Origin of the sequence: Agreia sp. Leaf283 (assembly GCF_001422485.1) — a bacterium.
Classification (GTDB): Bacteria; Actinomycetota; Actinomycetes; order Actinomycetales; family Microbacteriaceae; genus Agreia.
This window is the reverse complement of sequence record NZ_LMNF01000001.1, coordinates 1,684,027-1,705,108: the sequence shown is the minus strand read 5'-3', so window position 1 is coordinate 1,705,108 and position 21,082 is coordinate 1,684,027. Positions and strand designations below refer to the sequence as shown.

At 68.2% G+C, this 21,082-nt stretch carries 11 protein-coding genes; 5 read left to right on the top strand and 6 right to left on the bottom strand.

The annotated features are described in order from the left end of the window. Positions 1 to 4 precede the first annotated feature (4 nt). The 4 genes from ASF51_RS07650 to ASF51_RS07635 all read right to left on the bottom strand — a co-directional run bounded on the left by ASF51_RS07650 (position 5) and on the right by ASF51_RS07635 (position 9,217). The gene (locus tag ASF51_RS07650) at positions 5 to 5,866 is read right to left on the bottom strand and encodes an Ig-like domain-containing protein (RefSeq protein WP_162236933.1); all 5,862 of its coding nucleotides are present in this window, start codon (positions 5,864 to 5,866) and stop codon (positions 5 to 7) included. Beyond that, entirely contained in the window at positions 5,863 to 7,287 is a 1,425-nt protein-coding gene (locus tag ASF51_RS07645; RefSeq protein ID WP_082479619.1) for a serine/threonine-protein kinase, read from the bottom strand. Before ASF51_RS07645 ends, ASF51_RS07650 begins: the two co-directional genes overlap by 4 nt. A 152-nt stretch (positions 7,288 to 7,439) precedes the next feature. After that, positions 7,440 to 8,264 carry a PP2C family serine/threonine-protein phosphatase gene (locus ASF51_RS07640; RefSeq protein ID WP_055928134.1) on the bottom strand — a complete coding sequence of 275 codons (825 nt, stop codon included), beginning with the start codon at positions 8,262 to 8,264 and terminating at the stop codon, positions 7,440 to 7,442. Beyond that, positions 8,261 to 9,217: an FHA domain-containing protein gene (locus ASF51_RS07635; protein ID WP_055927027.1), complete on the bottom strand. Its 957-nt coding sequence runs from the start codon at positions 9,215 to 9,217 to the stop codon at positions 8,261 to 8,263. Before ASF51_RS07635 ends, ASF51_RS07640 begins: the two co-directional genes overlap by 4 nt. Positions 9,218 to 9,289: 72 nt before the next feature. Here ASF51_RS07635 and ASF51_RS07630 point away from each other — a divergent pair, with 72 nt between their 5' ends. Further along, a complete protein-coding gene (locus ASF51_RS07630; RefSeq protein WP_157412046.1) occupies positions 9,290 to 10,066 on the top strand; it encodes a spermidine synthase in 777 nt (258 codons plus the stop codon). 69 nt (positions 10,067 to 10,135) lie between these two features. Here ASF51_RS07630 and ASF51_RS07625 read toward each other — a convergent pair whose 3' ends face one another. Both ASF51_RS07625 and rpoB read right to left on the bottom strand, forming a co-directional pair. Beyond that, the gene (locus ASF51_RS07625; protein ID WP_055927023.1) at positions 10,136 to 14,014 is read right to left on the bottom strand and encodes a DNA-directed RNA polymerase subunit beta'; all 3,879 of its coding nucleotides are present in this window, start codon (positions 14,012 to 14,014) and stop codon (positions 10,136 to 10,138) included. A 46-nt stretch (positions 14,015 to 14,060) separates the two neighbouring features. Beyond that, positions 14,061 to 17,549: a DNA-directed RNA polymerase subunit beta gene (gene rpoB / locus ASF51_RS07620; RefSeq protein WP_055927022.1), complete on the bottom strand. Its 3,489-nt coding sequence runs from the start codon at positions 17,547 to 17,549 to the stop codon at positions 14,061 to 14,063. Positions 17,550 to 17,837: 288 nt separating this feature from the next. Here rpoB and ASF51_RS07615 point away from each other — a divergent pair, with 288 nt between their 5' ends. From ASF51_RS07615 to ASF51_RS07600, 4 genes are all read left to right on the top strand, one after another. Continuing rightward, positions 17,838 to 18,728 (top strand): spermidine synthase, encoded by an 891-nt coding sequence (locus tag ASF51_RS07615; protein ID WP_055927020.1) that lies wholly within the window; start codon positions 17,838 to 17,840, stop codon positions 18,726 to 18,728. Positions 18,729 to 18,752: 24 nt separating this feature from the next. After that, the gene (locus ASF51_RS07610; RefSeq protein WP_055927018.1) at positions 18,753 to 19,931 is read left to right on the top strand and encodes a sorbosone dehydrogenase family protein; all 1,179 of its coding nucleotides are present in this window, start codon (positions 18,753 to 18,755) and stop codon (positions 19,929 to 19,931) included. 76 nt (positions 19,932 to 20,007) lie between these two features. After that, a complete protein-coding gene (locus tag ASF51_RS07605; RefSeq protein ID WP_235497163.1) occupies positions 20,008 to 20,523 on the top strand; it encodes a hypothetical protein in 516 nt (171 codons plus the stop codon). 58 nt (positions 20,524 to 20,581) lie between these two features. Next, the gene (locus ASF51_RS07600; protein WP_055927015.1) at positions 20,582 to 21,073 is read left to right on the top strand and encodes a SprT-like domain-containing protein; all 492 of its coding nucleotides are present in this window, start codon (positions 20,582 to 20,584) and stop codon (positions 21,071 to 21,073) included. Positions 21,074 to 21,082 lie beyond the last annotated feature (9 nt).

Genomic DNA, 21,082 nt, shown 5'->3' with positions numbered 1-21,082 from the left:
ACTCTCACCCGCACTGCCTGCCGCTGCCGCGCTGGCGCAGCTCGTTCTGGTCCGTGCCGCTCGTAAAGTCTCCCCCATTGCCGATCGTGCGCACGACGACCTCCTGCGAATCGGCGAGCGCGCCGAGAGCCGGCGCGGTGGGGTCGTCGGACCAGCTCGACCATCCACCGGGGATTCCGGCGATCGTCGAGCGGAACGAGTACTCGAACGTCCACGAGACGCTTCCCGCGCTCTCGAGCGCCACCGACACCTGCTGCTCCGCGACGCACGAGGTGACCGAGGCGTTCGCGTTCACGGGCACGAGAGGATTCGTGGCAGCGACGGCCTCGCTGCACCGCGTCGTGCCGTCGCTCGTGATGCACGAGGTGAAGGTCCACGGGCCGGATCCGGACAGGGGGGATCCGTTCGTCACGGCCTGGCCGCCCGACACCTGGATCGTGTACTCGGATGCGTCGGTGTTCGGCAGCACCGCCGGTGCCGCGCTCGAGACGGCGACGCCGTAACGTCCGTCGGAAGGCTCCTGGTACGCGAGAGACACCGTCGGCGGCGCCGGGGGAACAAGCACGCGCACACTGCCGGTCTGGGCAGAGGAGCATCCCCAGCCGTTGTCGGCGTAGACGACGTAGACGAATCGCGATCCGACGTCGCCGGATGCCGTCGGCACGACGACGCCGGGTGAGACGACGGGCCCGCCGGATGCCTGGCCGCAGCTCGGCACGGTGGCGGATGCCGGGTAGCGCACCACCGTGTACTTCACGCCGGACGCGCCATTGGCGCCGAAGGCCGACCAGTCGACGCGCACGGAGCCGGCGTCGTCGACGACGGTGGCCTCCACTGTGCTCGCGGTCGGAGCGCCGACGGCGGTCGCCGCCCCCGAGCTGGATCTGTTCCACGGGATCTGCCCCGGATACAGGGAGTCGGCACCGTTCTCGGCCCACACCTCTGCGGTGTACTCCGTTCCGGGAACGCCCCGGTAGCGCAGGGAGGTCGCGGATCGGTCGAGCGTGACGGTGGACCCGCCGATCTGCACCCGCACCCGCTGCACCGCGCTGCCCGGCGTCGGGTCGGCGATGGGATTCCAGGAGACGACGAGATAGCCCTCGTTCGACTGGGTCGAATCCGCCGCTTCCCGGGTGAGCGAGACCCGCTGTGGCGGCGCGGGGATGTAGTCGCTGCGCATGGGAGCGCTGCGCGCGCTCGGCACCGACTGGCCGTACTGGTTGACCGCGATCGAGTAGAACGTGTAGTTCTTGCCCGCCTGCAGGTCGGTGAGGAGGCAGGTCGCGGAGGCGCCGCAGTCCTTCGAGTATCCCCCGTTGTCGTCGCTGCGGATGATGAACGACGTGATGGGGGCGCCGTTCGGATACGGAAGCGGAACCGCCGACACGGCGAGCTGGCCGTTCACGAATCCGGCGCCGCCGAGAACCGGAGCCGCCGGCTGGTCGGGCACGTCGACGATGGTGATCGTGACCGTGCCCCACGCGGCGCGGGTCGGATCGTTCGTGGCGTCGGCCACCTGGTACTGCATCGACACCTGGCCGGCGGTCTTCAGATCGAGCTGCGGCGAGACCGATACCTGGAGCGTGCTCTTGTCGGCACTCGGTGTGACCTGCACGCCGGCAGGCACCGCGCCCTGCACGGCGACGACCGTCAGCGGCTTGTCGGGGAACGGGTTGGTCGCCGTGTCGTTGGCGAGCACGGGGATCGACGCCGACTCGCCGCGACGGATCGTGAGGGTGTCGGCCCCCGGGCTCACGAGCGGGCGATTCGACGTGACCACCGACACCTTGACGATGCCTGCCTTGCCGTCGCTCTTCGCGTCGCGCACCCCCACCGAGAACTCCGAGCCGCTGCCGACCCGGGCATCCGCTGCGGCCGCGATCGTGAGGCGCGTGCCCGCGAGCGTCGCCGAGAACCCGGCGCCGGGCTGGGAGTTCAGTGCGTACACGAGCTGGTCGACATCGGCCGGATAGGGGTATTTCGTGAGGTCGCGGAGTTCGATCACCCGCTCGTCGCCCGGCTGCAGGGCCAGCTGCGCCCCGGAGAAGACGGGCGGCTGATTGTCACGGGGCTCGACGGTGATCGCGAGCACGATCACGGCCTTGCGCCCATCGGGGTCGTCGGAACTCGAGCCGTCGGTGACCTCGAACGACAGCGACGCCGGGCCCCAGTATCCGTCGCGGCTCGTGAAGCTCAGCGTTCGGGGATCGACGACCAGATTCGACCCGTCGGCGTTGCTCGCCTTGACCGTGGCCTCGTCTGTGAGCCGCACCTGCCGGCCTCCGGCCGCGACCACGTAGTCGTTGATGTCGATCGAGAGCGTGTCTCCGCTCAGCACCTGCAGCGGCTTGGCCGTCGTGCGCAGCTCGGGCAGCGCATCCTCGAGGCCGGGAACCCAGATGAAGGCCGTGGCGCTCACATCGGGATCGTCGGCCCTCGCCACGACGAAGGGGATGATCTGGCTCTTCTGCTGCACGGCGACCCGCACCCGGTTGTTTGCGAGCACCTCGGCGGTGCTGTCGTAGCCCGCGACGAGCGACAGATCGAGTGCATCGGCGTCGCCCTCGGCGTAGAAGACGTTGCGCATCACGTCGACCGTGACCTCGTCACGACCCTGGATGTCGGTGAGACTCAGCACGGTGTCGTCGGCCTCCGGGCGCACGGGAGGGGCATCGACATCGACACGCACACGAAGCCACGCGGATGCCTGCTGGCCGGCCTCGTTCTGGATCGTGTAGAGCACGGCGTAGTCACCCTCGGCCTCCGGAGCCTGGAAGGTGATGCGGTCCGCGGACTTCGGCACGTCGACGGCGGCCTCGGCGTCTGCGGATTCCGTGCCCACGATGTCGAGGGCGCCGGCGTTCGGATCCGAGTCGTTCTCGAGCACCCTTACGGTGATCGAGTTGCCCGGCGTGGTCACGACCACGTCGTCGACCGCGACCGGAAGGCTGGCCGTGTCGAAGGCGGGGCTGATACCCACCCGCACGACCCCGGTCGCTCGGGCACCGAGGCTGTCGACGACCTCGTAGGAGAACGAGTCCGTGCCCTGCGACGCCGCGCCGGCCGTGTAGGTGATCACGTCGCCCGCGACGGTCACGTTGCCCTGCGACGGATTCGATGCGGCCCCGACGAGCCTCACCGAGTCGCCGTCGGCATCCATGTCACCGAGAGGAACCGAGACCTTCACGGCCTCGCCTGCGAGCACGCGGGCCGACAGCGTCGGCGGCACGGGGGCGGAGTTGGTCGCGGCGTCGGCCTCTCTCACCGAGATCGTCACCTGGGCCGTGTCGAACTGCACGTCGGCGGTGGTGCCCAGGCGGTAGATCGCCGTGAAGTCGCCGGGCTCGTCGGGGGCGAGGTAGCGCAGTCGGTTGCCGGAGACGAAGAGCAGGCCGCCTCCGGAGGGCACGTTCTGCACGAGCGCGGGATCGAGCACGAGCGGCTTGCGGTTCGGGTGCTCGTCGTTCGCCACGACGGGGATGTCGACGACCTCTCCGACGCGCACCGAGATGCTGTCGGCCGTGGCCACGGGCGCCTGGAGCCTCGCGGGCTCGGGAACCTGGTAGACCGTCACGACGCCCTCTGCGCTCGAGAATCCGTTCGTTGCGGTGTAGCCGAATGTCACCGGGCCGTCGAGCGGATTGTTGAGCCTGACGCGCAGGATGCGGTGCTCGATGACCTCGACGACCACGCCCGAGGAGGCAGGCACTCCCGAGACCCCCGAGATGCTCAGCACGCCGCCCGCCGGGTCGATGTCGGTGGAGAGCACGTCGACCAGGTCTGTCTGCTGCTGGTAGAGGAAGGCTACGGTCGGCACGGTGATGGGCTTCGTCGCGGCATCGGGCGCGGCCGCGATGTCGACGCGCACGACGCCCGTCGCCGTCTGCTGCGCCGCGTCGGTGACCGAGTACGACAGGTAGTGGATTCCGGCCTTCTGCGACTCGAACCGGAAGGTGCCCTTGGCGTAGTTGGGCGTGATTGTGGTCTCGGGGTAGTCGGCCACGGTGCTGAGGCGGATGCTGCCCGTTCCTCCTCGAACGTGCTCGAGGGGCGAGATCTGCAGCTCCTGGCCCGTGTAGCCCTGCACGAGGAAACCGTCCGCGGTCATCGGCACGGTTCCGGGCTCTGACACCGTGACCCGCACCTGGCCGGTTCCGGCCTCGGTGAAGTCGGAGACCTGCAGGCCGATCTCCGTGCTGCCGGGTGCCGTCGACCCGCTGCGGAAGTCGAGCTCGCCCGCGGGCGCGAACGACACGCGGTCGGGTTCCGCCGTCTGCGCCTCGACGAGGTACATCGGATCGCCGTCGGGGTCGTACCAGTCTCCCAGCACATTCGTCGTGAAGACCCCGCCGACGGCCACGGCCGCCTGGGTGACCCGCGCCTGCACGGGCGGCGAATTCTCACCGGCGGAGCGCACGGTGACGGTGACGACGGAGGAGGCCGTGCCGCCCCGGCCGTCGGAGATGGTGTAGTCGAACGAGAAGGTGCCGGATGCCTGCGGCGTCAGAGTGACCTGCAGCCGCTGCGCCGTGCTCACGAGGTCGATCTGCGCCAGTGCGGGGTCGACCTCGCCGACCGCCGTGATCGACAGCACGTCGCCGTTCGGGTCGTAGTCGTTCAGCAGCACGGGCAGGATGCTGGCCACGCCCGGGCGGGCGCCGAAGTCGTCGGCGTTGGCCACGGGCGGCTGCTGGTCGGCGACGAGCTCGGGAGGCGTCTGGTCGTCGATCTCGTCCTGCTGCTGCTGGTCGTCGTCGTCATCGATCAGCTGGTCCCAGTTGTCAATGAGGCGGTTCTCGTGCTGCACGGCCCAGACCCGGCCGCCGACGCGGTCGTTCAGCACGACGTATCGGCCGTTGCTGCGGAAGGCCAGGTCGTCGTCGGCGGAGACGCCGGCGAGCCGGCCGCTCACCGCGTCCGACGAGCCGCAGCGCTGCCAGGTCGAGCCGTCCGCCCAGGCCGCGTACGCGCATCCATCGTCATCGACGAACGGCCGGGCCGGCAGACCCTGCGCGCCCTCGACCAGCCGTTCGAGCGCTCCGGTGGCCGTGTCGACGCCCAGCAGACCGCCAGAGTGGGCGATCAGCACGGTGTCTCCGGTCGTGGTCGCCGCCGACAGCTGAAGCTCCTCCGATGCCCCGACGCTGTCGGTCAGGTCGATCTGCCGACCGCCGACGACGAGTTCGCGCCGTGTCACATCGAGAACGGATGCGACGCCGCCGGTGAGCGTGACCTGCACCTCGTCGTCGTCCTCGGCGTCGATGCCGGTCACCGGCTCGGAGCTCGGCTCGGCACCCGAACGGATGTCGGCGGTCACGAGACGCTGGCTGCGCCGATCGAAGCCCACCAGCATGCCCGTGTCGTCGACGGCGACCGCGCTGCCCGCATCCAGGCTGAGCAGAGGCTGCTCCGTGTCGTCGAAGGTGTCGAGGTTCGCCTGTCGCACGACCCAGACCTCGCCCGTGTCGGCCGAGTGGATCACGATCTGGCCGTCGTCGAGCATCACGTCGGGGTCGCCCGCCGGAAGCGGGATCGTAGAGGTGACGAGCGAGGACGCGGGGTCGATGACCTGCAGGGTGTTGCTCGTGCGGTCGTGGGCGATAACGGTGGATCCCCGCTGCAGCACGTCGATGTCGCCGCCCTCGCTCTTGACCACCGAGTTGAGCTCGAACACATCGGTGTTGGCGCGCCCGACCACCTGGCGCGAGCCGTTGGTGACCCAGACGGACGCGTCGTCGAGTTGCAGCTTCTGCTCCGTGTACCCCGTCGATACGAGGGCCACGGTGAGCACGACGGCAGCGACGAGCAGAACGCTCACGGTGGTGATCGCCTGCGACGCGTGCGCGCGGAGCCAGCGGAAGATCATCCGGCGCCCCCGGCCGGCGCGCATTTCTCGGCCGACGGGTCGCCGAGTCGGCCGTCACGCGAGACGCGCACGGTGATGCACTCGGGCACGGAGCCGTCGGCCTGCACGGTGAATTCGGTCGAGGTCTGCGTCGACGAGGAGCCGTCTGTCGAGCGGATGACGTAGAGGTCGCCGCCTGCGAGGCCCGGGTCGCGCCAGGAAAAGACGACGGTTCCGGCCTGCTCCTGGGCCCGGATGTCGCTGACGACCGGCATCGACGTGTTCAACGCGCCCAGCACCAGAACGACGGCGGCGACGATCGCGGCCACGAGCACGACAGCACTGCCGACGACGGCGGCGATCACGCCGGGCCTGCGCACGGAGCGCGAGCGAGCGGCCGTGGCCTGCCTGATCACCGTGACGCTCGAGTCGGTGGACTCGCGGACGGCCTCGGACTGGCGCCCCCGGTGCCTCACCCGCGGGCCCTCGGCGCCGCGCACCGAGACCCCGCCCTGGGCGGCCTTCGTGAGCGAGGCCGAAGACGGTCTCGGGGCCGGGCGGTGCACCGCCTCGTTCGAGATGTCGGCCGAGGTCTGAGGGAGGGACAGGCTCGACTCGATCAGCTGGAGGCCGCGGACGACCTCGAGCACGCTCGCGGGTCGCGCGGCCGGGTTCTTGCTCAGGCACGACGCGAGGAGCGCCTCGAGCTCCGGCGGAACATCCGGCCGCCCGGTCGGCGGCACGCGGTCACGACCCACGATGCGGCGCTGCAGGTCGTCACGGGTGTTGCTCTTGCCCGGATACTCGAACGGTGTGCGGCCGGCGAGCATCGAATAGAGGGTGGCGGCCAGCGACCAGACCTCGCTGCGCACCGTGCCCCTCGTCTCGGACTGCAGAACCTCCGGCGCCGACCAGGGCACGCTCATGCCCTCGGCCTCCTCGCGTTCGGCCTCGGCCACCGTGGCCGCGATGCCGAAGTCGGCGAGCACGGGGTGGTGGTACTGCGTGAGGAGGATGTTCGACGGCTTGATGTCGCGGTGCAGGAAGCCGAGGCGGTGCGCGCTCTCGAGTGCGCTGCCGATCTTGACGCCGGCCGTCAGCACCTCGGCCACGGCGATGCGCTCGGTCTTGTAGCGCGACCCGTAGGAGGAGGGGCAGTACTCCATCACCAGGTAGGGGCGGCCGTCGGGCGCGATGCTCGCGGCGTGAACCGTGACGACAGAGGGGTGCGTCGCGAGCTGCGACATCAGGTTCGCCTCCGACAGGAACATGGCGCGCACGCTGTTGGTCGCCACGCCCGGAAGCAGGACCTTCACGGCGACATCGGCCCGGGGAAGCGCCTGCTCATAGAGGAAGACGTCGGCGAAGCCGCCCTTTCCCAGGGCGCGGAGGTGCGTGTAGCCCGCGAGCACGGGAGGCTGTGAAGGCAGCCTGCGGGCCATGGGTGTTCCTCTTTCGGGACGGGTGCGTAGTGCGGGGCGAGACACCCCTGGGCGATCCCCCCGAAAAGCCGTCTCCCCACTGTACATATGCCATCACCGGCATCGTCCAGTTCCGCCCCCTCACAAGGCTCCCCCAATCAGGGGCACAGAGGTCAGTCGAATCGCGGAAGTGTGGCGTCGGTTTCGGCCTCGATGTCGCTGTCGACGACCTCGACGACCACCGTGGTCACGTTGTCGCGCCCGCCGGCGGCGAGTGCGGCCTCCAGCAGCAGCCCGGCCGCGTCGTCGGCATCGATCGCCTCGGACAGGAGGAGACGGATGAGATCGACGTCGACCTCCTTCGTGAGGCCGTCGGAGCAGATGAGCAGCCGTGCCCCCTGCGCCACCGGAATGAACCACAGATCGGGCACGGGGTTCTTGCCGAACCCCACCGCCCTGGTGATGATGTTGCGATTCGGATGCGACTCCGCCTCGATCGCGGTGATGCGGCCGGAATCGACCATGGCCTGAACCGCCGAGTGGTCGACGGTGAGCTGCGTGAGTACCCCGCCGTCGAGGACGTAGACACGCGAGTCGCCGATGTTGAACACGGCCCAGTAGGGTCGCCCTGCCTGCAGCGTCAGAGCGATGCCCGTCACCGTCGTGCCGGCACCCGACCCCTCGCGACCTCCCGCGATCTCCCCGATGTCGGCGCTCGCCCGCCGGAGCGCGTCGGTGATCTCGTCGCTCGAGGCGAATCCGCCCGAGAGCCGCTCCGCCAGCCGCTCGACGACGGCCGCGCTCGCCTCGTCGCCGGCCGCGTGGCCTCCCATGCCGTCGGCCACGGCGAACACCGGCGCCTCGGCCAGATAGCTGTCCTGGTTCTGCGCGCGCTTCAGGCCCCTGTTCGTCTGGGCGGCCCAGGAGAGCCCGAGGTGGCCGCCGTCGCCGGGCAGCGCCACGGTCGCGGCGCCCACGGTCGAGGGCGCGGCCGTCACCACGCGGCACCGCCCGTGCCCGCGACGATCTCGAGCACGATGCCGTCTCCGAGGTCGAGCGTGGTTCCGGCGGCGACCACGCGGCTGGACCCCGGGCTGAGCACCGACGGCGCGGCTCCGGGTGTGCTCACCCTCGTTCCGTTGGTCGAGCCGAGATCGCGCACGACGACGGCGCGACCCTCCTCGAGGATCTCGAGGTGCGTGGCGCTGACCTCGCGGCGCGGAGACGGAACGGCGACGAGCTCGGGCACGAGCCCCGAGGTGATGCGCGGGCTGCGGGGCGAGCGGCCGACGTAGACGGCGCGGTCGAGCGCGATCACGCGCCCGTCGGGAAAGGACACGGCGTGGGGCACGGTGGTCTGGCCGGATGCGTCGGGCTGCTCGATGCGGGTGCGTCGCCCGCCCGTCGGGGTCACGCCCGCGCTCAGGTGGGCGCTGGCCGGGATGCCGGGAATGGACGGCAGCGGGGGCGGCGGCAGAACGGAGTCGGGCGCGGCAACCGGAGCGCGGCGCCGCTCGCCGATCACGGTGTCTGCGGATGCGTTGGGATCGTCGGCCGCGGCGGTCACGGCCGGCTGGCCCAGGATCGTGTCGTCGACATCGTTGCCCTCGCGGGTCAGCGGGGGAAGGGATGGGGCGCTGCCCGAGGTCAGGCGGTCGACGCTGATCACGGTGTCGTCGTCGAGTGCGGCGTCGAGTTCGATCGAGGTGACCCCCTCGACGATCTGTCCCGGGCCGACGGAAACCGGGCCCGCGGCATCCAGAACCCGCACGCGCACGGTCATGTCCTGGCCGACCAGCAACTGCACCGCATCGCCCGCGGAGCGGCGGACCTGGACCGCCTGCGCGTCGGTGACATCGGGGTGGATATGGAGTGTCACGGGCTCCTGCCATTCGACGCGCATCGTGCCGGTCCCCACCTGAACTCCCATTCCGCCGTCGACGGTCGTCATCGCCTGCCGTGCGACAGCTTATTACCCCCGGGGCCACCCCGGTCGCGGCGCCGGGAGCCTAGGCTCGTTGCTGTGGCAGATGCAGCGCAGATGACCCTCCCGTCGTCGACGGTGGCCTGGCTGACTCCCGACCCGTTCGTCGCGGGGGCGCTGACGCTGAGCCTCGACGGCGTGCCTCAGTCTCATGTCTCGCTGCGCGACCCGCGGCACCTCTTCTACGACTACGTGCGGCGCATGGGCACGGCGATCGATCTCGCGGCCCGGCCCGCGGAGCCGCTCGACGTTCTGCACCTGGGTGCGGGCGCGCTCACACTCGCCCGCTACGTCGCTCTGACGAGGCCGGGATCGAGGCAGCTCGTCGTCGAGAAGGAGGAGGGGCTGGTGGCGTTCGTGCTGGAGCACGCGCCGCTGCCGCGCTCGGCCGAGATCGACCTCGTCGAGGGCGACGCGCTCGACGCGCTGCGGTCGCTCGCCCTGCCGGGATCCGACTGGCGCGAGGGCGCCGACATCGTCGTGTGCGATGTCTACGCCGGCGTCTCGACACCGGCCCATCTCATCTCGCAGGACTTCTTCGAGGCGGTGCGGGCGGTGCTCGCGCCCCGGGGCACCGTTCTGGTGAACGTGGCCGACGAGCCGGATCTCGGCACGGTCGGGCGGCAGCTCGACGCCCTCAGGGCGGTGTTCCCCGCCGTCGCCATGATCGGCCCCGCAGCAACGCTCGACGGCCGCGAGGCCGGCAACGTGGTGCTTGTCGCCGGCGCCGACCCGGCCATTCTCGAACGGATGCCGGCGCTGGCGGCGGCGGGACCGCATCCGGTCGCCTGGCGCGTGATCGCGCCCCCGCGGTAGCGCCCGAGTGACAAACGGGAAGAGCCCCCCACCGCGAACGGTGAGGGGCTCTTCTCGTGAGGCTGCCTACTAGTTGTAGGTGCCCGGGGTGTAGTCGTCGCTCGAGAAGCTGTCGAAGTCGACGAACGACAGGTCGGCCTCTGAGAACGACGCGTCATCGGTGAAGATGCGGTTCGGGTAACGCTCCGCCTTCGCCTCATCGGTCGCCTCGACGGCGACGTCGCGGTAACGCGGCAGTCCCGTTCCGGCGGGGATGAGCTTACCGATGATGACGTTCTCCTTCAGACCCATCAGCGGGTCGGACTTGCCCTCCATGGCGGCCTGCGTGAGAACACGCGTGGTCTCCTGGAACGACGCGGCCGACAGCCACGACTCGGTCGCGAGGGACGCCTTGGTGATACCCATGACCTCCTGACGAGCGGATGCCGTCTTCTTGCCCTGGGTGAGCGCCTCGCGGTTGAGCGTGTTGTAACGCGCCCGGTCGACGAGCTCGCCCGGCAGCAGGTCGGTGTCACCGTGCTCGACGACAGTCACCTTGCGGAGCATCTGTCGAACGATGACCTCGATGTGCTTGTCGTGGATGGGGACACCCTGCGAACGGTAGACGCCCTGGACACCGCCCACGAGGTGCTTCTGCACCTCGCGAACACCCTTGACGCGCAGGACCTCTTTCGGGTCCACCGCGCCGATGATGATCTGGTGTCCGAGCTCGACGTGCTGGCCGTCTTCGATGAGAAGCGTCGAACGCTTCAGCACCGGGTAGGCGATCGGCTCGTCGCCGTTGTCGGGGGTCAGGATGACCTTCCGGCTGCGGTCGGTGTCCTCGATGTGCACGCGGCCTGCGGCTTCGGCGATCGGGGACGCACCCTTGGGGGTACGAGCCTCGAACAGCTCCTGCACACGGGGCAGACCCTGCGTGATGTCATCAGCGGATGCCGAACCACCGGTGTGGAAGGTACGCATCGTGAGCTGGGTTCCGGGCTCACCGATCGACTGGGCCGCGATGATGCCGACGGCCTCGCCGATGTCGACGAGCAGGCCCGTGGCGAGCGAGCGGCCGTAGCAGGCAGCACACACACCGACGGCCGACTCGCACGTGAGGACGGAGCGCACCTTGATGATGTTGACTCCGGCCGCAACCAGCTTGTCGATCAGAACGTCTCCGACGTCGTCGCCGGCCTCGGCCACGACAGTGCCCTTGGCGTCGACTGCATCAGCGGCGAGCGAACGGGCGAACACCGAGTTCTCGACGTTCGGATCCTTGGTCCACTTGCCGTCTGCACCCTCGATCGCGATCGGAAGATCGAGACCCTTGCTGGTGCCGCAGTCGTCTTCACGGATGATGACGTCTTGTGAGACGTCGACGAGACGACGCGTGAGGTAACCCGAGTCGGCCGTACGGAGGGCCGTGTCGGCCAGACCCTTGCGGGCACCGTGCGTCGCGATGAAGTACTCGGCGACCGAGAGTCCTTCGCGGTAGCTCGAGATGATCGGGCGAGGGATGATCTCACCCTTCGGGTTGTTCACGAGGCCTCGCATACCGGCGATGTTGCGCACCTGCAGCCAGTTACCACGAGCACCGGACGTGACCATGCGGTTGATGGTGTTGTCCTTCGGGAAGTTGTCGCGCATGGCCTGCGCGACCTCTTCGGTCGCCTTCGTCCAGATCTGGATGAGCTCCTGGCGACGCTCGAGGTCGGTCGTGAGACCCTTCTCGAACTGGCCCTGCACCTTGGCGGCCTGCTTCTCGTAGCCCTGAACGATCTCGCGCTTGTTCGGCGGAGTCAGGATGTCGGAGAGTGCCACGGTGACACCCGAACGGCTGGCCCAGTAGAAGCCGGCGTCCTTGATGCGGTCGAGCGATGCGGCGACCTCGACCTTCGGGTAGCGCTCGGCGAGGTCGTTGACGATCTCCGAGAGCTGGCCCTTGTCGGCCACGGCCTGGATGTACGGGTAGTCGGCCGGAAGCGCCTCGTTGAAGAGAGCGCGACCCAGCGTGGTCTCGACGATGACGGGACCGTCGACGTAGTCGGCCGGGCCCTCGTTCTCGCCGAAGTGCACGTCGTGCAGACGGATCTTCACGGGTGCGTTGAGGTCGAGCGACTTCTGGTCGTGCGCCAGGATCGCCTCGGCGACGGAGGAGAACGCGCGGCCTTCGCCGATCGCTCCTTCTTTCACCGTGGTGAGGTGGTGCAGACCGATGATCATGTCCTGTGTGGGCAGGGTCACCGGGCGACCGTCGGACGGCTTCAGGATGTTGTTCGACGCGAGCATCAGGATGCGCGCCTCGGCCTGGGCCTCGACCGACAGCGGCAGGTGCACAGCCATCTGGTCGCCGTCGAAGTCGGCGTTGAACGCCGCGCAGACGAGGGGGTGCAGCTGGATGGCCTTGCCCTCGACGAGCTGAGGCTCGAAGGCCTGGATGCCCAGACGGTGAAGCGTCGGTGCGCGGTTCAGCAGAACGGGGCGCTCGCGGATGATCTCCTCGAGCACGTCCCACACCTGCGGACGGCTGCGCTCGACCATGCGCTTCGCGGCCTTGATGTTCTGAGCGTGGCTCAGGTCGATCAGGCGCTTGATCACGAACGGCTTGAACAGCTCGAGTGCCATCTGCTTGGGCAGACCGCACTGGTGCAGCTTGAGCTGGGGACCGACGATGATGACCGAACGACCGGAGTAGTCGACGCGCTTTCCGAGCAGGTTCTGGCGGAAACGACCCTGCTTTCCCTTGAGCATGTCGCTCAGGGACTTCAGGGCGCGGTTGCCGGTACCCGTGACGGGGCGACCACGACGACCGTTGTCGAACAGGGCGTCGACGGCCTCTTGCAGCATGCGCTTCTCGTTGTTCACGATGATCTCGGGGGCTCCGAGGTCGAGCAGGCGGCGCAGACGGTTGTTGCGGTTGATGACACGACGGTAGAGGTCGTTCAGGTCGCTCGTTGCGAAGCGGCCACCGTCGAGCTGCACCATCGGGCGCAGCTCCGGCGGGATCACCGGAACGACATCGAGGACCATGGCGGCCGGCGAGTTGCCGGTGGCCAGGAACGACGACACCACGCGCAGGCGCTTGATGGCACGGATCTTCTTCTGGCCCTTGCCCTCGGCGATCTGCAGGTGAAGGTTCTCACCCTCGGTCACCAGGTCGAAGGCCTCGAGGCGCTTCTTGATGGCCTCGGCACCCATGTAGGCGCTGAAGTACTGGCCGTAGCGGTCCTGGAGCTCGTGGAAGACGGCGTCCTCCGGCTTGAGCTCGCCGACCTTGAGGCTGCGGAAGTCCTCCCAGACGCGCTCGAGCTGACCGATCTGCTCGTCGTACGCCTTGCGGGTCTGTCCCATCTCCTTCTCGGCGGAGTCCTTCGTGCGACGCTTCTGGTCGCTCTTGGCTCCCTCGGCCTCGAGGGCCGCGAGGTCGGTCTCGAGCCGCTGGAGGCGGTTCGCGATCGTGGAGTCACGCTGGTCGGACAGGGTCTTGATCTCGAGACGGAGCTCGTTCTCCAGACCGGGCATGTCCTCGTGGCGAGCATCCTCGTCGACCGAGATGATCATGTACGCAGCGAAGTAGATGACCTTCTCGAGGTCCTTCGGTGCCATGTCGAGCAGGTAGCCCAAGCGCGACGGAACGCCCTTGAAGTACCAGATGTGGGTGACGGGAGCGGCGAGCTCGATGTGGCCCATGCGCTCGCGGCGAACCGAGGACTTGGTGACCTCGACGCCGCAGCGCTCGCAGACGATTCCCTTGAATCGCACCCGCTTGTACTTGCCGCAGGAACACTCCCAGTCACGGCTCGGCCCGAAGATCTGCTCTCCGAAGAGACCGTCCTTCTCGGGCTTCAGCGTGCGGTAGTTGATCGTCTCCGGCTTCTTTACCTCACCGTGTGACCACTTGCGAATGTCGTCTGCCGTGGCAAGACCGATTCGCAGTTCGTCAAATGTTGTAACGTCCAGCAATGTTTTCTCTTCTCCTGAAGGTTGCGTCAGCTAAGTAAATGCCGGATCAGATGTCGTCGATCGACGACGACTCGAACCGGGTGGAGATGTTGATGCCGAGCTCCTCTGCGGCACGGAAGACCTCGTCGTCCGTGTCGCGCAGGCTCACTGCCGTTCCATCGGCCGAGAGGACCTCGACGTTCAGGCACAGCGACTGCATCTCCTTGATGAGCACCTTGAAGCTCTCGGGAATACCGGGCTCCTGGATGTTCTCGCCCTTGACGATCGCCTCGTAGACCTTCACGCGGCCGAGGATGTCGTCGGACTTGATGGTCAGGAGCTCCTGGAGCGCGTACGCGGCTCCATAGGCCTCGAGGGCCCAGACCTCCATCTCACCGAAACGCTGTCCACCGAACTGTGCCTTACCACCCAGCGGCTGCTGCGTGATCATGGAGTACGGACCCGTCGAACGCGCGTGGATCTTGTCGTCGACGAGGTGGTGCAGCTTCAGGATGTACATGTAACCGACCGAGATGGGCTCGGGGTACGGCTCACCGGAGCGGCCGTCGAAGAGACGGGCCTTTCCGGAGGAGCCGATGAGGCGGTCGCCGTCGCGGGTCGGGGTCGTCGAGTCGAGCAGACCGGCGATCTCTTCCTCAAAAGCACCGTCGAACACGGGGGTCGCGACCTTGGTGTTCGGAGCAGCCTTGCGGGCCTGCTCGGGCAGCTCTGCAGCCCACTTGGGCTTGCCTTCGACCTCCCAGCCCTGCTTGGCGATCCAGCCGAGGTGCGTCTCGAGAACCTGGCCGAAGTTCATTCGACCGGGGATTCCCAGCGGGTTCAGCACGATGTCGACGGGGGTACCGTCTGCCAGGAACGGCATGTCCTCGACCGGAAGGATCTTGGAGATGACGCCCTTGTTGCCGTGACGGCCGGCGAGCTTGTCGCCCTCGGTGATCTTGCGCTTCTGGGCGATGTAGACGACAACACGCTGGTTGACGCCCGACCCGAGCTCGTCGTCGTTCTCGGCGGAGAACTCCTTGACGGCGATGATCGTGCCCTGCTCACCGTGGGGAACCTTCAGCGACGTGTCGCGAACCTCGCGGCTCTTCTCGTTGAAGATGGCGCGCAGCAGGCGCTCCTCGGCGCTGAGCTCGGTCTCGCCCTTGGGCGTGACCTTGCCGACGAGGATGTCGCCGGGGCGGACCTCGGCACCGATGCGGATGATGCCGCGCTCGTCGAGGTCTGCGAGCAGCTCAGGCGAGACGTTGGGGAGGTCACGGGTGATCTCCTCTTTACCCAGCTTGGTGTCGCGCGCGTCGACCTCGTACTCCTCGATGTGGATCGAGGAGAGCACGTCGTCTTTCACCAGGTTCTGGCTCAGGATCATCGCGTCTTCGAAGTTGTAGCCCTCCCACGGCATGAACGCCACGAGGAGGTTCTTGCCGAGCGCGAGCTCGCCGTTCTCGGTGGCGGGACCATCGGCCAGAACCTGGCCGACCTCGACCCGCTCGCCCTCGGCGACGATCACACGGTGGTTGTAGCTGGTGCCCTGGTTGGAGCGGTCGAACTTGCGCAGGTAGTAGTCCTGCGTTCCACCCTCGTCGAGCTGCACGGTGACGACGTCTGCCGAGACCTCGGAGACGACACCCGCCTTGAGCGTGGTGACCACGTCTCCGGCGTCGATGGCGGCGTAGCCCTCCATACCGGTACCCACGAGCGGGCTCTCGCTGCGGAGCAGCGGAACGGCCTGGCGCTGCATGTTCGCACCCATGAGGGCGCGGTTCGCATCGTCGTGCTCGAGGAAGGGGATGAGCGAGGTCGCGACCGACACCATCTGGCGCGGCGAGACGTCCATGTAGCCGATGTCCTCGGCCGGGAACAGGTCGACCTCTCCGCCCTTGCGGCGGGCGAGGACGCGCGACTCGGCGAAGCGGGCCTCACCGGTGAGCGGCGCGTTGGCCTGGGCGACGATGTACTCGTCTTCTTCGCTTGCGGTCAGGTAGTCGATGGTCGCCGTGACCACGCCGTCGACGACGCGACGATACGGGGTCTCGATGAAACCGAACGAGTTGATGCGCGCGAACGAGGCGAGCGAACCGATCAGACCGATGTTCGGGCCTTCAGGGGTCTCGATGGGGCACATACGGCCGTAGTGCGACGGGTGAACGTCTCGCACCTCGACACCGGCGCGCTCACGGCTCAGACCACCCGGGCCCAGCGCGGAGAGGCGACGCTTGTGCGTCAGGCCCGCGAGGGGGTTGTTCTGGTCCATGAACTGCGACAGCTGGCTGGTTCCGAAGAACTCCTTGATCGCGGCGACGACAGGGCGCACGTTGATCAGGGTCTGCGGCGTGATGGCCTCGATGTCCTGAGTCGTCATACGCTCGCGAACGACGCGCTCCATGCGGGACAGACCCGTGCGGACCTGGTTCTGGATGAGCTCGCCGACGGCGCGGATGCGACGGTTTCCGAAGTGGTCGATGTCATCGACGTCGAGACGGATGTCGACCTTCTTGCCCTCGCGGGTGCCGGGGATCGTCGTCTGGTTGTCGTGAAGGGCGACCAGGTACTTGATCGTGGCGATGATGTCCTCGACCGTGAGCACCGAGTTGCTCAGCGCGCTCTCGATGCCGAGCTTGCGGTTGATCTTGTACCGACCGACCTTGGCCAGGTCGTAGCGCTTCGAGTTGAAGTAGAAGTTGTCGAGCAGCGCACGCGCGGCCTCGGCAGCGACCTGCTCGCCCGGACGGAGCTTGCGGTAGATGTCCTTCAGCGCCTCTTCCTTCGTCAGGATCGTGTCCTTCTCGAGGGTGGCCTCGATGGATGCGTATCCCTTGAACTCGGAGAGGATCTCTTCGCTCGTGAGGCCGAGGGCCTTGAGGAAGACGGTGACGCTCTGCTTGCGCTTGCGGTCGATGCGAACGCCGACCTGGTCGCGCTTGTCGATCTCGAACTCGAGCCATGCACCACGGCTCGGGATGATGCGCGAGGAGTAGATGTCTTTATCAGACGTCTTCTCCTGGGCGCGCTCGAAGTACACGCCGGGGCTGCGCACGAGCTGCGAGACAACGACACGCTCGGTGCCGTTGATGATGAACGTGCCGCGCTCGGTCATGAGCGGGAAGTCGCCCATGAAGACGGTCTGCGTCTTGATCTCACCGGTCTGGTGGTTCATGAACTCGGCCTCGACGTAGAGGGGAGCCGCATAGGTCTTGCCGCGCTCCTTGCACTCGTCGATCGTGTACTTCTCAGGCTCGAGGAACGGAGCGGTGAAGCTCAGCTGCATCGTCTCGCCGAGGTCCTCGATCGGGGAGATCTCCTCGAAGATCTCCTCGAGTCCCGAGTTGTTGGCGAGGTCCTGACGACCGGCCTTCTTCGCCTCGGCGACGCGCTCTTTCCAGATGTCGTTGCCGACGAGCCAGTCGAAGCTCTCGGTCTGCAGAGCGAGCAGATCCGGGACCGTCAGAGTGTCTGTGATCTTCGCGAACGAGAGACGCGATGCGTTTCTCCCGGTCTTGGGTGAGTTGGTGGATGCGTTGCGCGCAGCAGCCAAGGAAATAACCTCCGTGGACCCCGTCGGGTCTCAGTACTGTCGGTTGACTAATAAGGATGTTTCGTTTGCGATCGCACCCGGCTTCGACCTACATTTGTCAAGAAGTTCGGGGATGTAAAACCACGGCTGCCGACCGCGATATGAGGGCATGGTTTTACTGGGAGCGCAAAGGTCAACTATAGGTGAATCCGACGCGCCTGTCCACCGCTTTTCTTGATTAGTTTCTGAATCTCCGGTATAACCGCCCGCTCCGTCGTTCCCTGAGCTCGTCGAAGGGATACTGGAACCATGAGCAGATCCACGCGAGGCGCCGATCGGGCCGAGCCCGGGCATCCATCGGCAACCCTGTCGAAGAGCGGCTTCCACGCCCGGATCGAGTCCGACCGCTACTCCCCCGGCAGCTTTCTGCTCGTCGTCGACGGCACTCCGCAATCGCACGTCGACCTCGACGACCCCACCCACCTCAACTTCGAGTACGTGCGCCGCATCGGCCACGGCATCGATCTCGTGCGCCCCGAGGGCGACCCGATCACCGCCGTGCACCTCGGCGGCGGCGGCCTCACCCTCCCGCGCTACGTCGCGGCGACCAGGCCCGGATCGCGGCAGCAGGTCGTGGAGTACGAAAGCGACCTCGTCGATCTCGTGCGCCGGGAGCTGCCCCTGCCCCGCGACGCCCAGATCCGCATCCGGCACGGCGACGCGCGCGAGGTGCTCGCCGCGTTCCCGCCGGGGCTGGTCGGCAACGTCGATCTGCTGGTGGTGGATGTCTTCTCCGGCGCGCGCACGCCGGCCCACGTCACGAGCGCCGAGTTCTACACCCTCGGCCGCACGCTTCTCTCCGACGACGGCATGATCGCGGTGAACGTCGCCGACGGCGCCGGACTCGCCTTCGCCCGCGGACAGGCCGCCACCCTGTCGAGCGTGTTCGATCACGTGTCGATCGTCCTCGACTCGCAGATGCTGAAGGCCAAGCGTTTCGGCAACGTGGTCATGTTCGGCTCCCGCTCCCCGCTGCCCTTCGAGCGCCTGCCGCGGCTCGTGGCCGGCGATCCCGTCGCATCCAAGGTCGTCACAGGCGCCGAGCTGCGCAACTTTATCGCGGGCGCAGCCATCGTCACCGACCAGACCGCCGTGAAGTCGCCCCCGCCGGGGCGCAGCATCTTCCAGATCAAGCCCTGACCGGGGCCCCAGGCAGGAGACACCATGAGCATCCGACGAACCACCTCGGCCCTCGCCGCGAGCGCCGTCGCCCTGCTCGTGCTGGCCGGATGCGAGGCGCCGCGCCCCGAGCGCACGGTCGCGACGGCGACTCCGTCGGCCACCGCATCGGCTACCCCGACGCCGACCCCGACGGCCAGCGCCACCCCGACCGCTCCCCCGCTCACGGGCGCGTACACGCCCACCGGCGAGCTGATCCCGCTGGCGAACGACCTCGCGGCACCCTGGTCGATCGCGCCCGTCGGCACCGACGGCATCCTGATCTCTGAGCGAGACTCGGCGCAGATCGTGCTCGTCGACCCGGCCGGCCAGAAGCGGGCGATCGGCGGCGTGGGCGGCGTCGCCGCGTCGGGCGAGGGCGGCCTGCTCGGCATCGCGGTGCACGGCGACGGCGCCGAGCGACGCCTCTTCGCGTATTTCACGACCGACGGCGACAACCGGGTCGTGTCGTTCCCGCTCACCGGGGCGGCAGCATCCCTCGCACTCGGGCCGGCCACCGAGGTCATCACCGGCCTGCCCAAGGCGTCGAACCACAACGGCGGCCGCATCGCGTTCGGCCCGGACGACAAGCTCTACATCACCACAGGCGACGCGAACCAGCGCGAGGGCGCCCAGGACCCGGGCTACCTGGGCGGCAAGATCCTGCGACTGGATGCCACGGGCTCGGTCCCCGCGGACAACCCGATCGCGGGCTCGCCGGTCTACAGCCTCGGCCACCGCAACCCGCAGGGAATCGCGTGGGGCCCGGACGGCACGATGTACGCCGCGGAGTTCGGCCAGGACACGTGGGACGAGCTGAACATCATCGTTCCCGGCGCGAACTACGGCTGGCCGACGGTCGAGGGCATCGATTCGTCGGACACCCGGTTCGTTGCGCCCATCGCGCAGTGGGGCACCGACGACGCCAGCCCGAGCGGGATCGCGGTGGTCGGCGACACCGTGTTCATGGCCGGGCTCGGCGGCGAGAGACTGTGGACGATCGACGCGACCGGGGGCGTTCAGACCCGGGAGTTCTTCTCAGGCCAGCTCGGGCGCGTCCGCGACGTGCATGCGACGGGTGACGGCGGCCTGCTGCTCATCACGAACAACACCGACGGCCGAGGCGAGCCCCGATCGGGGGACGACACGCTGTATCGAGTCACTCTCGCGGCGACCTCCGGATAGGGTTGTTCGCAGCCCGCCGACCGACCCGTTCGGCCGCGGGAGCACCACGCGCCGAGCAACGGAGTACCTGACACACGTGAGCATCATCACCGGCTACGACCCCCGCAACCTGAGGGAGAAGATCGACGTCGCGGCGGCATCCGCGCGACTCGGCGAGCTGGGCCAGCTGCGCAGCCTCTCGGCCCTCAACGAGAAGGTCGGGCTGTACCGGCTGCTCGGGCGCCTCGACGAGGCATGGACCGTGGCGAACGAGGCCGTGCGCCACACCCGCTTCTCGGGCGACCGCGAGCAGCTGCTCGGCGCCCGCATCCGCCGCGCGCAGGTGCAGCAGTACCAGGGCAAGCTGCAGGCGGCCCTGTCTGAACTGTCGCTGTGCGTCGACGAGGCGCGGGTGCACGAGTGGGGTCCGCTCGAGGCCGCGTCGCAGCTCACCCGAGGCAAGGTGCTGTTCGACCTGGGCGACTACGAGGCCGCCCTGGTCGACTTCAAGGCCACCGTCTTCCTCTACGAGAAGATGGGCGCCTCGCTCGACCAGCTCGAGAGCTCGCTCGTGGCCGTCGCGGTGACCGAGTCGTTCCTCTCCGAGTCCTGACCCGTGCCTCCACGGCCACTCGGGGGCCGATGTCGCACGCTCGGGTTAAGGTTTCCCCGTGGCTGATCTAGGGAAAGTACGCGTCTGGGCAGACGCCCTCATAGCCCTCCATCTCGATCCGCGGGTGTGGTCGTTCGGGTTCGACAACGCCAAGACGCGCGCGGGGCTCTGCAGCTTCACGACCAAGCGCATCACGGTCTCGCGCTACCTGGCCGCCACCTTCGACGACGACGAGATCCACCAGGTGCTGCTGCACGAGGTCGCGCACGCGATGGCCGGCCACCGGGCGGGGCACGGTCCGTCGTGGAGGCGCATAGCGGCATCCATCGGATACGTGGGGTCGCGCACGCACACCGGCTCGGTCGCCGACGAACTGGCGCCGTGGGCGGGCACCTGCCCCGCGGGCCACGAGCACTTCCGCTATCGCAAGCCGGCGCGCACGCTCGCCTGCGGCATGTGCTCCAAGCGGTTCGACCCGGCCAACGTCATCACCTGGCAGCGCCGCGAGATCGACCCGGCGCGCAGGCGCCAGGCGGCCTCGCGTCTCTAGCGCGCATGC

Bases quoted from the DNA above. Each gene is read 5' to 3' on its own strand.
- ASF51_RS07650 (WP_162236933.1), bottom strand. From the start codon at position 5,866: ATGATCTTCCGCTGGCTCCGCGCGCACGCGTCGCAGGCGATCACCACC.
- ASF51_RS07645 (WP_082479619.1), bottom strand. From the start codon at position 7,287: ATGGCCCGCAGGCTGCCTTCACAGCCTCCCGTGCTCGCGGGCTACACG.
- ASF51_RS07635 (WP_055927027.1), bottom strand. From the start codon at position 9,217: ATGACGACCGTCGACGGCGGAATGGGAGTTCAGGTGGGGACCGGCACG.
- ASF51_RS07615 (WP_055927020.1), top strand. From the start codon at position 17,838: ATGAGCAGATCCACGCGAGGCGCCGATCGGGCCGAGCCCGGGCATCCA.
- ASF51_RS07610 (WP_055927018.1), top strand. From the start codon at position 18,753: ATGAGCATCCGACGAACCACCTCGGCCCTCGCCGCGAGCGCCGTCGCC.